This is a genomic window from Cerasicoccus maritimus, assembly GCA_031296935.1.
GTDB classification, from domain to species: domain Bacteria; phylum Verrucomicrobiota; class Verrucomicrobiia; order Opitutales; family Cerasicoccaceae; genus Cerasicoccus; species Cerasicoccus maritimus.
In genome coordinates this window covers 1-15,076 of the sequence record JAVDPD010000052.1, presented here as the reverse complement: position 1 = coordinate 15,076, position 15,076 = coordinate 1, and the positions used below count along the sequence as shown (strand labels likewise).

At 52.5% G+C, this 15,076-nt stretch carries 9 protein-coding genes and 2 pseudogenes; 9 read left to right on the top strand and 2 right to left on the bottom strand.

Features of this window, described 5'->3' with window-relative positions:
* Window positions 1-539 precede the first annotated feature (539 nt).
* Both RBB62_RS19750 and RBB62_RS19745 read right to left on the bottom strand, forming a co-directional pair.
* Window positions 540-1,283 carry a class I SAM-dependent methyltransferase gene (locus RBB62_RS19750; protein ID WP_309400985.1) on the bottom strand — a complete coding sequence of 248 codons (744 nt, stop codon included), beginning with the start codon at window positions 1,281-1,283 and terminating at the stop codon, window positions 540-542.
* Window positions 1,284-1,447: 164 nt separating this feature from the next.
* Window positions 1,448-2,347 carry a hypothetical protein gene (locus RBB62_RS19745; protein WP_309400984.1) on the bottom strand — a complete coding sequence of 300 codons (900 nt, stop codon included), beginning with the start codon at window positions 2,345-2,347 and terminating at the stop codon, window positions 1,448-1,450.
* Window positions 2,348-2,712: 365 nt separating this feature from the next.
* Here RBB62_RS19745 and RBB62_RS19740 point away from each other — a divergent pair, with 365 nt between their 5' ends.
* The 9 genes and pseudogenes from RBB62_RS19740 to RBB62_RS20375 all read left to right on the top strand — a co-directional run.
* Window positions 2,713-4,299 (top strand): ATP-binding protein, encoded by a 1,587-nt coding sequence (locus tag RBB62_RS19740; protein WP_309400983.1) that lies wholly within the window; start codon window positions 2,713-2,715, stop codon window positions 4,297-4,299.
* A gap of 159 nt (window positions 4,300-4,458) precedes the next feature.
* Complete coding sequence (clpB, locus tag RBB62_RS19735) at window positions 4,459-7,077, top strand: ATP-dependent chaperone ClpB (RefSeq protein WP_309400982.1); 2,619 nt, start codon at window positions 4,459-4,461, stop codon at window positions 7,075-7,077.
* A gap of 193 nt (window positions 7,078-7,270) precedes the next feature.
* A pseudogene (locus RBB62_RS20380) lies at window positions 7,271-7,378 on the top strand (transposase); the annotation flags it as partial.
* A 181-nt stretch (window positions 7,379-7,559) separates the two neighbouring features.
* Window positions 7,560-8,597 (top strand): imelysin family protein, encoded by a 1,038-nt coding sequence (locus RBB62_RS19730; protein WP_309400981.1) that lies wholly within the window; start codon window positions 7,560-7,562, stop codon window positions 8,595-8,597.
* Between the two features lie 59 nt (window positions 8,598-8,656).
* Window positions 8,657-9,832 (top strand): imelysin family protein, encoded by a 1,176-nt coding sequence (locus RBB62_RS19725; RefSeq protein ID WP_309400980.1) that lies wholly within the window; start codon window positions 8,657-8,659, stop codon window positions 9,830-9,832.
* Window positions 9,833-9,859: 27 nt separating this feature from the next.
* Entirely contained in the window at window positions 9,860-11,461 is a 1,602-nt protein-coding gene (locus RBB62_RS19720; protein WP_309400979.1) for a di-heme oxidoredictase family protein, read from the top strand.
* A gap of 14 nt (window positions 11,462-11,475) precedes the next feature.
* Complete coding sequence (locus tag RBB62_RS19715; RefSeq protein WP_309400978.1) at window positions 11,476-12,651, top strand: Rid family hydrolase; 1,176 nt, start codon at window positions 11,476-11,478, stop codon at window positions 12,649-12,651.
* Window positions 12,652-12,894: 243 nt separating this feature from the next.
* Window positions 12,895-14,346, top strand: coding sequence for a di-heme oxidoreductase family protein (locus RBB62_RS19710; RefSeq protein WP_309400977.1), 1,452 nt, complete (start codon window positions 12,895-12,897; stop codon window positions 14,344-14,346).
* 176 nt (window positions 14,347-14,522) lie between these two features.
* Window positions 14,523-14,996 (top strand): annotated as a pseudogene (locus RBB62_RS20375) (IS5 family transposase); the annotation flags it as partial.
* Window positions 14,997-15,076 lie beyond the last annotated feature (80 nt).

The following is a 15,076-nucleotide window of genomic DNA, read 5'->3' as shown; positions in this document are numbered from 1 at the left end:
CAATACCCCCGAAAAACCACCGGCTCATATCAGAAATCACCAATAGACCACGCAGCGACCAACTCCTCGACAGACAATGCTTTTTTAGGAAACCCTTAAAGCCGACAGGTTGCTAGTCGGTCTTTTCGGAAAAGCCTACGTAGGCTTTTTGAAAACAACCGGATAGGAAACTCCGCAACAACCGCATAGGAAACTCGAAGAAGCCTTAGTAGGAAACTCCGAAAGAACCGATGCTATCATGCTTCAACAACCGATGCTGTACCTCCTCGATAACCGCTCGGTTGTTGGGGCAACACACGGGCGGTTGTTTGCGAAACAACAGTGTAGGACACTCCGAAACAACCGCATAGGAAAGTCGAAAAAGCCTCAGTAGGAAACTGCGCAACAACCGAGTAGGCTTTTTTCGCAACAACTGTGGTGTTGTTTGGAGGTGGGCTGGGAAGATATCGTTTAAGATCTACGTTTGCCGTCTTTTTTATTCTCCGCTGGCTTGGTCAAGTCGAGATGGTGCCGTCATACTCGGCGTGCATGCGTCTACTTCACTTCGGGCAACTTGCCACGAAACCAATACCGGTGCAATTTGCCTCCAGTTCGGCCCAATATTCCTCGCCGTAATCGGTCTTCTCCTGATCCGAGACGCTGAAGGGCCGCCACTCTAGCGCCGTGAATCCTGCTTCGCGAAACAGAGTCTCGTAGGTGGATTGATTCCACTGGTAAACCTCGACTGCGGGCGTTGGGACTTTGGTGATGAATTCACCCACAATGCGTCGTCGTGGCGACCCCCCGTCCTGCTCCGTAATCACAAGGCCATACTTGTGGAAATCATAATATTCGCGCTGATAGTTCCAATTAAACGTCACGCCAACGAAACGCCCTCCGGGACTCAACTGGCGTCGCGCGCTCACCAGCATCGCGCGCAAAACGCCCTCATCTGGAGCATTGTTCAGCAGCCAACAGGCAATTACCAGCGGGACTGGTTCCATTGCTTCCAATTGCGAACAATCCGCCGTCTGATAGTGGATGCCGAGAGGGTTTTCGGCTTCTCGCCGCTTGGCCAGCTCCACCATTTCGGAAGACAAATCCAAGCCCAGCACCGGACCGGCGCCCAGCTCTTTCAACAGCCTTGAATAATATCCGGAGCCACAGGCAAAATCGTAAGCTGCTTCGCCGTTCAGCGGCCCAATCATCGTGGCCATCGAGTGTCGTTCGACTTTCTTAAACGGCGCGGTGCGCGCATATTCTTCGTAGATTTCTCCGATGGAATCGTAGGCAGGCTTATCCATATCCACCCACTGTGCCACACGCCATGCTTCACAGACAAGCGCATTTCCCACGCCCCAACATAGAAGTCGCTTCCAGCCGCTTTATTGCGTAGGATTGGAGAAGTGATGGATTGGGTAAAGCGGCAAGATGCCGCTTCTACGTCAGGGTGCCCACAAACACTGTACTAACGGTTAACGTATATATCATTCGCGTAGATTGAACTTCGATTTCCAGACAAACGAACTAAGTCTTGGCGAAACTGAAGTTTGCTGGCACTAGGATAGTTTTGCTTAAGGATGGACACATCCTCATTGAACCGGTCTGTCACCTTAAGGAAACCACCAATAGCATAATAAACATCCTTCTCAGAGATTCGCATATCTCCAGTACGGACATGCCTTGAGGTGGAAGTCAGCTGATCATGCTTCTGCCTAGCGGTTAGAATAAAAGAACCAATGTAAGCAACCTCACCACTCTGCACGTTGATTTGACCCTCAAATGCCTGACCTGGAAACATCAATTTTGAGGAAAGAAACGAATTGTTTAGAGGAACAAAGGCGCCTCCAGCATAAACTGTGGTTGATGTGTGGTGCGTTCCAGTGCATTCTAGTCTGGCAATCCTGTAGCTTCCAACCGGCAACCCCTCAAAAGCAACAGTGCCATATACATCCCCCAATTTGCTGATAGACTGAGAGTTTTTACTCTGGAATTTCTGCGATTTGACCAAAGAATCAAAAACCAAAGTCCTATTGGTGGTGTCTTCAACAAGAACCATCCTTACATTTCCTACATTAAGCACTGACTCAGCGGGCATATCACCTTTTGACTCCCTGAGGGATACAATCAGTGAAAACATTACAGCGCCCGTAGATTGTCCAATCCCGACGTTAGTGATCTCTTGATTAACCTGTTTTTCAAATTTCTGACCAGCGCACCCCGATAAGATCGCGACTGCAGTTAAGCATATAGCCAGTAAGTAGGGATATTTTGAATTCATCTTTGATTCGATAATGATTAAAACCATACCCACATATGAATTCCGCCCGGAATCAATACTTTTCCGCAAATTGTGGTTGAATGCCATCGTTCCCTGATTGCCAGTGATCCGCAAGTTCCTCCGAACCGCTCTGTGCCCAGAGCAGTCAAACCAAGACCCAAGAGGTACCAGTTCCTCACGAAGCCAAGAATACAGATGGTCGTAGCGCCCTCCAGAAGACTGAAGTGATGAGCTGCTTACACTCAAATCTTAGCGCCATTCAAGTTTGACCTCTTCCCTTCACACTCGGTTGTTGGTCAACACACGGGCGGTTGTTTTGGAAGGGGCAGGTTCTAAGTTTGCTATTGCCTCGCGTATCCTTGAATTGGGAAATCATCTTTTTACTTGTAACATTTCTGATCTGAATTTAATGAAACGCATATGGCTTGTTACAACATTACCCTCTAGCTCGTATGAAATCAGAACACGATATTATTGATGCTACGCCAAGTAAGAGAATTTATCGCTCAATTATTGCTGATTACGGTCTAAATACTGCCATTTCTGAATTGATAGACAATGTTATCGATTCACGAAAACGGCGTAAGTTTAAGCGAAAAATTAAAGTTATCATTCAGATCGGTACTGATGATCAAACCATTCTGATACGTGATGATGCAGGTGGTATCCGTGAGGAAGACCTTTCTAAGCTTATTAGTCCGGGACAAAGCCATTCTGATGGGGAGTCTCCATCAATTGGCATATTTGGAGTTGGCTCTAAGCGAGCGGCAGTTGCACTAGCAAGAGATATAAGGATTTCAACACGCTATTCTACTGAGGATACAAGTTTTTCAGTTGAGTATGATGACGAATGGTTGAAGGACGAAACTTGGTTACTGCCTTGTTACAAAATTCCTGATCTGCCATCAAATACAACAGAGATTTTGCTGTCTAGGCTCAGGCTTCACATCTCAGAAGAAGACTGCAGTAAGTTGCATGAGCACCTATGCTATACTTATGCACATTTTATTGAAGATGAAGTAATCGAAATAACTCTCAACGGTGCCACCGTTAATCCCTTGTTTTTCGATAAATGGGCATATCCTATTGGCGCGGAACCAAGGGAATTTACAAGGCGTTTTAAACCAGAAGGGCATGACCTTAGAATCTTATTTAAAATCACTTCTGGCGTTACATATGAGCAAGGCTCTGTTGGAGGAAACTACGGAGTTTATATTTATTGTAACGAACGCCTGATTGTGTCTGCATCCAAAGCACCTGAATATGGATTCCAAACTGGAGTAGCTGGAGTGCCACATCCAAGGATGTCCAATGCACGTATCATTGTCGAATTGACTGGAGGGGCCGCTCGTTTGCCCTGGAATAGTAGCAAGACAGGACTAAATTATAATCATGAAGTATTTAAAGCAATACGAGAAGATATACACACGGCTGTAAAAAATGCTACAGCACTAAGCAAAAGATTGCAGCCTGACTTTGAAACTTCAGTAGAGCCTTATAAAGCAGGAACTGTTGTATGTTCAAATTTAAGAGATGATGAGCACTTGAAGCCTAGTAAACTGCCAGAAATACCAAAAGCTAGGAAGACGATTCAGGTGACGATTTCTGAGTTAAATAAAAAGGTTGGGATTGAGAAACCATGGACGGTTGGAGCATACGAGTCGGTGATTGCTGTTGAGACTATAAAAAAGCAGCACAACCTTAAGCAGAGAAATCGCATTTTGCTAATTATCTTGGATTCTACGCTCGAGATTGCCTTCAAGGATTATCTAGCACATGAGGTTACACAGCCAATGGGCCAAGGGCAATTAACTGCTTTGTTTAACAACAGAATCGACGTTAATGCCCGTGTTAAGCAGACTGTTTATCCTAGTGACGGCGCTTTGTGGAGCAAGGTTGATTACTTTTATAAGATGAGATGCGAGCTCGTTCATAAGCGAGTTTCAGTTAGCATCTCCGATCAGGATATTGAAGAATATGAAAAACTAACAACTAAGCTTCTCTCTGAGATGTACGGGCTTAGTTTTCCAAACACCTAGCGTCACACTGAGAAGTAGCGTCGCACATTTGAGACAGATTGGCTCAAACTATATGTTTTCAATGGGCGAGTTGGTTTATGTAAAGTGCTCTACATCATTTGGTTAATTCTTGATGCCCAACTTCCTTATCCTCGGCATGCAACCTGCCCTTTGATGGGCATGAATATCGATTTTAACCGCTTTACCGAGAAGGCCCGTGAGGCCGTGATGGGGGCGCAGAATGATGCCCGCCATCGGAACCACCAACAGATTGATGGGTGGCATTTACTACAGGCATTGCTGGAGCAGGAGGGCGGCATTGTGCCGAGCCTGCTCAACAAGCTGGAGATCACACCCAACGCCGTGAAGCTCGCGAACGAGCGCGAGCTCGACCGTTTGCCGTCCGTGACGGGCAGCACCAGCGCCAACAATGTCTACGTGACGCAGGCGCTGCAGGATGTCTTTACCTACGCCGAGAAGCAGGCGCAGAAGCTCAAGGACGAATACGTGTCCGTGGAGCATTTGCTGTTGGGTCTCGTCGCGGATAAGGACGACAAGCTGCGCGCGTTTTTTAAGTCCTTCAACCTGGACGAAAAGCGCGTGTTGGAAGCGCTCACTCAAGTGCGCGGCAACCAGCGTGTGACGTCGCAGAACCCGGAGTCGACCTACGAAGCGCTGGCCAAGTATGGGCAGGACCTCGTGGAGCTCGTCAAGCAGGGCAAGTTCGACCCGGTCATTGGCCGCGACGACGAGATTCGCCGCGTGATCCGCATTTTGTCCCGCAAGACGAAGAACAACCCCGTGCTCATCGGCGAGCCCGGTGTTGGCAAGACCGCCATCGTCGAAGGCCTCGCCCAGCGCATTGTGCGCGGCGACGTGCCCGAGGGCTTGAAGGACAAGACCGTGTTTGCGCTCGACCTCGCAAGCCTCGTGGCTGGCGCGAAATACCGCGGTGAGTTCGAAGAGCGTCTCAAGGCCGTACTGAACGAAATCAAGTCCAGCGACGGCAAGGTGATCCTCTTCATCGACGAGCTCCACACGATTGTGGGCGCGGGCAAGACCGAGGGCGCGATGGACGCGGGCAACATGCTCAAGCCCATGCTGGCCCGCGGCGAGCTGCGCTGTATCGGCGCGACCACCCTAGACGAATACCGCAAGTATATCGAGAAGGACGCCGCGCTGGAGCGCCGTTTCCAGACGGTCATGGTCGACCAGCCAACGGTCGAGGACACGATTTCGATCCTGCGCGGCCTGCGCGAACGTTTCGAAGTGCACCACGGCGTGCGCATTCAGGACGCCGCGCTGGTGCAGTCGGCGGTGCTGAGCCATCGCTACATCAGCGAGCGCTTTTTGCCGGACAAGGCCATTGACCTCGTCGACGAAGCCTGCGCGCAAATCCGCACGGAAATGGACTCCATGCCCGCCGAGCTCGACGGCCTCAACCGCCGCGTCATGCAGCTGGAGATCGAAGAGCAGGCCCTTAAAAAGGAGAAGGACGAAGCCTCAAAGCAGCGCCTCGAAACGCTGCGCAAGGAGCTGTCCGACATCCGCGAGAAGGCCAATGCGCTGCGCGCCCGTTGGGAGGCTGAAAAGGCCGAGCTGGGCAAAGCGCAAAAGGTTCGCGAAGAGATTGACCAAGTGCGCCAGCAGATGGCCGAAGCCGAGCGGGTTTACGACCTGCAAAAGCTCGCCGAGCTGCGTCATGGTCGCCTGCCTCAGCTGGAGCAACAACTGAAGGACCTTGAGGCCAAGGAGCACAAGCAAGTCGAGAAGGGCGACACCCTCGTGCGCGAGGAAGTTTCCCCGGAAGAGATCGCCGAGATCGTAGCGCGCTGGACGGGGATCCCGGTCATGCGTCTGGTCGAAGGCGAGCGCGACAAGCTGCTCAACTTGGAGAACGTTTTGCACGACCGCGTGGTCGGCCAGGACGAAGCGGTGACGCTCGTCAGCGAAGCGATCCTGCGTGCGCGTTCGGGGATTAAAGACCCGCGCCGGCCGATTGGTTCGTTCCTCTTTTTGGGACCTACGGGCGTCGGCAAAACCGAGCTCGCGAAGACCCTGGCGGAGTCGCTCTTTGACACCGAGGACAACATTGTGCGCATCGACATGAGCGAATACATGGAGAAGCACAGCGTGGCCCGCCTGATCGGTGCCCCTCCCGGATATGTCGGTTACGATGAGGGCGGTCAGCTGTCCGAAGCCGTGCGTCGCAAGCCGTATTCGGTGGTGCTGTTCGACGAAATCGAAAAGGCGCATCCGGACGTCTTCAACGTGCTGCTTCAGATCCTCGACGACGGTCGCATCACCGACAGCCAGGGGCACGTGGTGAACTTTAAGAACACCGTGATCATCATGACCTCCAACGTCGGCAGCCGCTACCTCATCGATGGCGTCTCCGCGAACGAGATTCCCGAGAGCGTGCGCGAATCGGTGATGACAGAGCTGCGCGCCGGATTCCGCCCGGAATTCCTGAACCGCATCGACGACATCATCCTGTTCAAACCGCTCAAGCTGGAAGAGATCACGCGCATCGTGGACCTCCTCGTCGCCGACTTAAACAAGCGCCTCGAAGACCGCCGCGTCACGGTTACTTTGGATGACAAAGCTCGTGAGTGGGTAGCGGAGCGCGGCTACGATCCGGTCTATGGCGCCCGCCCGTTGAAGCGTTTCTTGCAGAAGCGCGTGGAGACGCAGTTGGCCCGCAGCTTGATCGCTGGCGACATCGGCGAGGGCGACCAAGTTGCCTTCACGATCGCGGACAACGAGCTGCAGATGCAGCAGGTCCAAGCAGTTTCATAGTTAGTAGAATAGTCTGAGTAGAGAGATATACAGCAGTAACAGAGCGTAAAGGAAGAGCCCCGGCCAGTTGGATGGTCGGGGCTCGCGATGGTGCAACATAACGTCTGCAAATCGTACATCATGTTTTGAATGCACGGTCCCTCCCTTGGGAGGATAGAGCGAAGCGAAATCCCCGCATCGCCGAGATGCTCCTGAACGCCGCATTGCCGAGATGTATTGGCAAGGCGTCTCCACGCGGCGCATCAGTGCCGTGATGGAAGAACTCTTCGGCCTGGAGCTGACCTTCACACAAGTCTCCCGGCTAACTCAAGTTAAGCCCCTGAACGGCGTATTAGGGATTTTTAATCGTGCTTACGGTCACGTTAATAGTTGGTTGCTACGGCTGATATGTAATTGAGTCGCGGTCTCATGGTTTTAAGCTAAGCTAATCTATGAGGTGGTTGTGCTATAAGAAATTGTTTTATGTCGCGGTGGGTACTGTCATGGCCTGTAACGCCTGTTTAGGTCTTGCTGAGCCAAGTGATTCACGTGTTTTGGCGGTTATTGCGACCAATGGTGTGAAGCCCATGTTGCAATTGTGTGATGAAGATGCGTCTCAACTTCATGACAGCATTGCCCGTTTGTGTGAGCAAGCGACGGATTCAAACCTACTAAAAGCACGTGATGATTGGAAAAGGGCATACCTTAGTTGGAAAAATTCTGCTGCCTGCCGGTTCGGTGCGATCAATACAATAGACAAGAGAATCAATCGCTGGGCGGTGAATGGCGTAGTGTTGGATGCGGCAGTTGAGTCGGATGATCTGGATCATCTACTGGCTCAAGCCGAGCAACGAGGTTTTGCTGCGCTCGAGTATTTACTTTTTACTCCGAAAAATGCGCATGCAGCGACGACTATCGGCAGGCGCAAACACATGTTAGCGATTTCAATGGAGATCGCTGAATGCGCTCATGATGCATGGTTGGTTTGGAACGACGGCTATGGGGCTGAATTTATCGCGGCTGGCAATGGTGATCCATTTCTCACCACATCGGATGCATTGAGCATTGCTTACGTGAGACTGCTTAATGTGACCGAGCGTTTGCTTCTGGACCAGATCGGTCTACCCAGCGCGTTCTTTGCAGAGGAGACAAGGCCGCAAAATCTCCATGCATGGCTTAGTGGATGTACCCTCGCTGGAATGCAGGCTGAGGTCGAGGGCCTTCTCCGGGTGCTTTCTGGAGATGGCAGTGACAGTCTGCTCAATCTGATCGCGACACAGGACGGGCTGGTGGAGAAGCGTGATCCGGCGTTGGCGGCGGCGATTCGCGGTCAATTGGCTAAGATTCAAAGGACTCTTGGGAAGCTACAGCAAAGCTCGACGCCGATCCAGCAACAACTGGAGAAAAATCCTGAAGCACTGAAGGAGCTTTATGAGCAGCTGAACACGCTTCAGGAGCAATTGATCGAAGGCTCTCTGGTGCTAGAACTGGATGTCTACACCGGCAAGCAACCGACTTTTGCCAGCGAGGGAAATCCCTAAGCGCCACTTTTTCACACCCAAAACAAACAGACTTATTTTTCTGAGAACGAGGAGAGGATATGAAACGTAAAACCATCAGCCTCATCTGCTTGTTGACCGCCCTGCTAATCACGGTGCTGGCGAGCGTGCTGGCTTACCGTAACCCGAAGGTCCTGCAATACATTCGGGCGCACAATGCCCAAGCGACTGTTTCGGACTACGTCGATAATGCGGTTTTGAAAACGCTGGAGCAGTTGTCGGCCGAGGTGGAGCAGCTTCATCTTGCCGCAGCCCAGTTAGCCGCAGCTCCCACAGAAGCAAAGCTGGAAGCTACTGCGATTGCCTGGCATCGAGCGCACGCCGCTTGGAACAACACAGCCGCTTGTCAGTATGGGCCATCCACGCAATATGATTTTCATAAACGCGTTGCAACCTGGCCCTTCGAAAAAGTGTTGGCCGAAGAGTTGATCAAAAAGGCGCTGCGCGGAGAATGCCAACTCGACGGCCGTTATTTGCGCGAGGAGGAGTTCTCGGGTTTGCGTGGATTCTATGCGCTTCAGTATTTGCTATACCGTGAGGGGAGATTGCGCGAACTCAGTGATATCTCACCCACTGAGCTGGTTTATTTGAGCGCGGTTTCCGAAGCCTTACTCCAAGACAGTCTAGACTTTGAAGCAGCTTGGTGTGGTACGGAAAATCTTACTGAGGATAAACGCGCTGTGTTGGCCAACGCTGGGATCGCAGCTCGCGCCGCCTATGCCGATGAACTGCGCAATCCGGGCTCGGAAGGTAGTCGCTATGCGTCGACGTCAATTTCGCTCCAGGAAGTGTTCCAGGACATCATCGGTGTTTTCGAAGACTTGGCGCCGCAGATCAGTGAGTACCCGCAAGCGGCCAGTTCGGAAGCCACGGCCTATTGGGACAGCCTGGACCCGCATGCCGATATGCTCAACCAGCTGAAGAGTGCTGAGAATGCTTACCTTGGCGGAGTTGAAGGCTCTCGGGAGCGGTCGCTTTCGCAGTTGGTCGCCGCGCATGAACCGGTGCTGGATCGGCTCGTCAAAATTTCTTTTGCCCACACCACTTACCGTATCGAGGCGCTGAAAACCGCCCAGCAAAAAAGCGAAGCCGAATACGATCTTGCTGTGCGCATTGCTGAAGCCGAACTGGAGAAACTCACGGCGCGCATCACCTTGGCGATCCCTTGGGTGATTCTCGATCCCGCGGTCGAACCTTACGCCGCCTACGTCCAATAACGCTGCCCCATTATCACAATCACAGCCATGACTGAACGAGGTCACATCATCAAAAACTTTTTCGAGCGCACCTGCGTTGGCGCAGCGATCATTACCAGCATGCATTGCCCGGTCAACGCTCACCCGAATATGACCGCGACGCCGCCTGGAATTCCAGAGGAATATTTTTCTGGCGGCAAACAGGGTACAGTATTCAACACGACCTCCCGATGTCTGGAAATGCCAGCGCCGGCGGTTGACGCCGACCCCACGCTCACCGAACAATTTGCCGAGGGAGAAGCCATTTTTGAAGCGGACTTTGTTGTCGATCCAAGTGCGCCCTTTGGCGGCTTGGGGCCAATTTACATCAACAACTCCTGTCGCAACTGCCACCCGAATTACGGCCGGGGGAGACGCGTGGATAATTTCACGGAGCAGTTTGGCAACAGCTATACGGCTTTCGTGCACCGGTCAGATGGCAAGCTGGTAAACGGCTATTTATTCATGCTGCAAACGAAGGCTACGCCGCCTTACGAACCGCTTGCCAAGGGGCTCGATATTCAATGGCGCGACTTCGTAGACGAGTACGGCAACAAGTTTCCCGACGGCACGCCTTACAATGAAGGCACACCTTACGAGGGCACGCTCATTTATCCGGAGGTCGACATCATTGATCCGTTGTTGCCACTGCCGGAAGACTATCAGGTCAGCATCGAGGGAACCATTGGTCTTTATGGAACGGGTCTGCTGGACGCCATTCCAGATGCAGACATCATTGCCGAATATGAGCGCCAGCAGGCAGAGCCTAGTATGATCAAGGGAAAGCATGGGCCGTGGGTCACCGAGCCTTTCGATGGCCAGCAGCACTTGGGTAAATTTACTTGGCACAGCCGGCGCGCAACCTTACAGAACGGGCCTGGTTTCAATGGCATCTGGAACGTTCCAAACATTACACGCTCGGATCGCGACAAGTTGTTTGCTTCGCAAGAGTGGATCGAAAAGCAGGCTGAGCTTGGCCATGATATCAGCCAACTCACTGCGAAGCAACCGGTGGAGCTCAGTGAGGAGGACTTGGAAAACCTCAAGGTTTGGTTTACCGGTCTGGCGGTTCCTGCCGCCCGAAATTTAGGCGATCCTCAAGTTAAGCGTGGTAAGCAAATGTTTTATGCCGCGAAGTGCATCGCTTGCCATAAGCCAAATTGGCAAACCGGAAAATCAGACACTATTCCGGGCTACGCCAATCAAAAAATTTGGCCTTACACGGACCTGCTGATGCACGACATGGGCAAGGCCAATTGCCGCGCATGCCACCAGGCCGAACCCGTCAAAGGCAAGACCTACACTGTGCCCGCGCTTTCGGAAATCGAGCCCATCGACGATGGACTCATGGATGACCGCTGGGCGCTGAATCACGGAGTCAAGGCCATGAATCACGGTATCGAAGAGCATTTTCGCACGCCGCCGTTATGGGCGCGAGGGTTGATGAAAACAGCGGTTGACCACTCGGATATGTGGCACGATTTACGCGCACGGAATTTTGAGGAAGCCATTCTTTGGCACTATGGGGAGGGGCTATCTGCCCGTGAAGCGTATCGCAATCTCAGCAAGGAAGACCGCGAGGCTGTCATCGCTTTTTTGAAAGCAATTTAGGGGGAACAAGAAGCATGGAATACGCAAAACATCGGATTGAAGGCGCATGCCTGGAAGCATCACGCTTCGCGCAGAATGGAGCAGAGGAAATTCATTTAATGGTCAAACCCGCTACTGGCGGCAGCTTTAGTCAGCAGGTACAGCACATCATCGACGCGCAAAACGCGTTTCTCGATAGCGAGGGTATTCCCCGTGAGGCGTTGGTGTTCTGTCGCTTTTTTGTCAGTGACTACGCCAACCAATACCAAGCTTTGGAAACCATTCGTGAGTTGGTGCGGGACAGCAAAAATCGCTTCGCCTTGTCGATTATACAGCAGCCCCCGCTTTCGGCGCACAAGGTGGTTGCGTGGTCCTACATCATCCACGATGGCCAGCATGATCAGATGCCGGCGGATATTCTCTCGGATTCGGATTTAATCATACGCCGCGGCGGATACGAACACCTTTGGAGCACGCATCGTTGTTCCTGTAATGGCGTGGTCGATTCTGCGGGGCAGACGAACAAGATTCTTCGTGACTACAATCGGCTGTTGGAGAGCAATGGGTTTTCGATGAAGGACGATTGCATCCGCACATGGTTTTACGTGAAGGACATCGACTACCATTACCAAGGCGTCGTCGAGGCCCGCAAAGACATGTTCACCGGACTCGGTATGACACCCGATACGCACTACATCGCCAGTACTGGCATCGAGGGCCGCAATGCTTGCGCAAAGACCAATGTGCTACTCGACGCTTACTCTGTGCGAGGGCTCAGTGATGGGCAAATCCGCTTTCTGACCGCGCCAGAGAATCTCAATCCAACTCATGAGTATGGCGTTACGTTTGAGCGTGGTGTGAGTGTGGATTATGGTGATCGTCGGCATGTGTTGATCTCCGGCACGGCGAGTATCAATAACAAGGGCGAGATTTTGCACGTCAATGATGTCGCGAGTCAAACGGCGCGCGCCATGGTCAATATCGAGGCCTTGCTGGCGGATGCGGACTTTACCATGTGTGATGTCGCCCACCTGATCGTTTACCTGCGCGACATTTCTGATTCGGGCGTGGTTCAGGAGTATTTGGATGAGCATTACTCGGAGATTCCCAAGGTTTACGTGCTGGCTCCGGTCTGTCGTCCCGGCTGGTTGGTGGAAATCGAGTGCATGGGAGTGAAAGCAGTCGAAAACGAGACCTTCGCTCATTTTTGATTCTTTCAGCGTCACTCGGAGGCGGATCTGGACTATATTGTCCTTCAGCTAATTGTTGGTATAAGTATTGCGTATAATGCATGCGCGATTTTGCTATGCGATTGAGTCGCAGTATCCCGGCATGCAAGTTATGAGCATTTGTTTTTGCCGTTCAAAGCATCAAGACGCAGGTCACAGATGAACTCTTCCAGCCAAACCGAAACTTCTTCACTCTCATCCGCCACTTCAAAGCGAAGTGGCTTCATGCGCGTGGTTTTGTATTTGGGCATGATCGTGAGTCTGGGCGTATTCGCGGTCACGGTCTACAGCAGCTATTGGAAAGCCAAGACGGGTTATGGCGATGACTGGGAAAGCCTGGCGATTCTTGATGGCAAGCATCCGGATTCTCTGACCGGGGGTGATCTGACTCATTTTAAGTTTGGTAACATATCCTTTGAGCAGGAGCCCTATAATTTGCATTGGAAACTCTCGGCGCTGTTTGATGGCGGCGATGGTGTTTTTGAGCGACCCTTCTCCGAGGCTCAATCTTTCAACGATGGTCATTATGCCGATGGTCTTGGCCCGCTTTATAACGCCAAGTCTTGCGAAGCTTGTCACGTGGCCGATGGGCGCTCCGCAGCGCCGTCCAATGAGCGGGGCTTCGAGGGCTTTCTGCTTCGTGTTAGTATTCCGGGGAAGGGGGCCAATGGTGGTCCCAAGCATCACCCGGTTTACGGCGGGCAGCTTGCGGATAACGCCAATCAGGGGCACCAGCCGGAAGTTAAGATTGCCATGCGCTACGAAGAGATTCCGGGGATGTATCCAGACGGCACCGGATACACGCTGCGCAAGCCCATCTACGACCTGACCGAAACCAACTACGGTCCCTTGGGCGATGATGCCATGATTTCGCCGCGCATCGCCCCAAGCATGATTGGCATGGGCTTGCTGGATGCGATTACCCCGGCTGAAATCATTGCCTATGCGGACCCGGATGATGCCGACAACGATGGCATCTCGGGCAAGGTGAATTGGGTGTGGGATATTGAAGCCAAGGAAATGGCAGTGGGTAAATACGGCTGGAAGGCGGAGACGCCAAACCTTCGACAACAAGCTGCCGACGCCGCCGTCAATGACATTGGCATCAGCAGTTCTCTGTTTCCCGATCAGTCATGTGGTGAAGGGCAGGACGCCTGTCGTGAAGCGCTCCATGGAACGGTGGGCGACGCCTATGAAATGATGGAAAAGGAGCTCAACGAAGTCGTGACCTACTTGGAATTTCTTGCCGTGCCAGCGCGTGATCCAGTTGACCACCCCAAGGCGCAACGCGGCGAAAAGCTTTTCGTGCAAATGAATTGCGTAGCTTGCCACAAACAAACCTGGACGACCGGCAACGACCACCGTCAATGGCGTCTGCGCAATCAGAAAATTCACCCCTACACCGACTTGCTGCTGCATGATATGGGCGAAGGTCTCGCCGACCATCGCCCGACCTATGACGCGACAGGCTCCGAATGGCGGACCCCGCCGCTGTGGGGCATTGGCATGACTGAGCGGGTCAACGGCCACACGGATTTTCTCCACGATGGCCGCGCCCGCAATTTGGAAGAAGCCATCCTGTGGCACGATGGTGAAGCTCGCGCCGCCAAGGAGTCATTCAAGCACTTGAGCGAAGACGATCGCGAAGCCGTGTTGGCTTTCTTGCGGACGCTTTAGTCTGCACGCTTGAACTCGTCTTGCGGAGCGATGCGGGCAACCCAAATTCATGAAAACAGGCTTGGGCCGTTTCTTCAAAATCAACAGAGTTGATATAAATTAGTTGCTTTCAGTGGGTTGTTTTTATTCTATGGCATTGTCATGCAACAAGATAGATTGGTTTTGAATGACTCGCTCTGGGTCGCCTTAAAAAAATTAACGCCCATCGGCTGAAGGCACGTGGTACAAAGTGTCTGAATCGTGGTCGTCCGCTTAAAGATGACCGCTTGATGACGGAAGCGATGTTGTGGATTTGCCGCACGGGTAGCCCGTGGCCAGACCTGCCCGATTATTTTGGTCCATGGAAGAGTGTTTACACACGATTCTACCGATGGAGCCGGGAGGGATTATGGGACTTTATCTTAGCTCATTTGCGAGAGCATTATGCTGACTGCGAGTGGCTCATGATTGACTCGACTGTCGTGCGCGCCCATCAACACTCGGCCGGGGCGCGCGCAGGACAGGGTACGCAGGCCTTTGGACGCTCCCGAGGCGGCTTCAGCAGTAAAATACACCTCATGGTAGACGCCTTGGGCTACCCAATGCACTTCATCATCACCGGCGGCGAAAGCGCCGATTGCACGCAAGCACCCGCCCTGCTTAAGCAATGCGAACAGGCCCTCCTTGCGCAGCTCGTTGGAGACGCGTACCTGCCCCAGAGCCGGGTTGTCGATGGCCATCTCGCAGATGC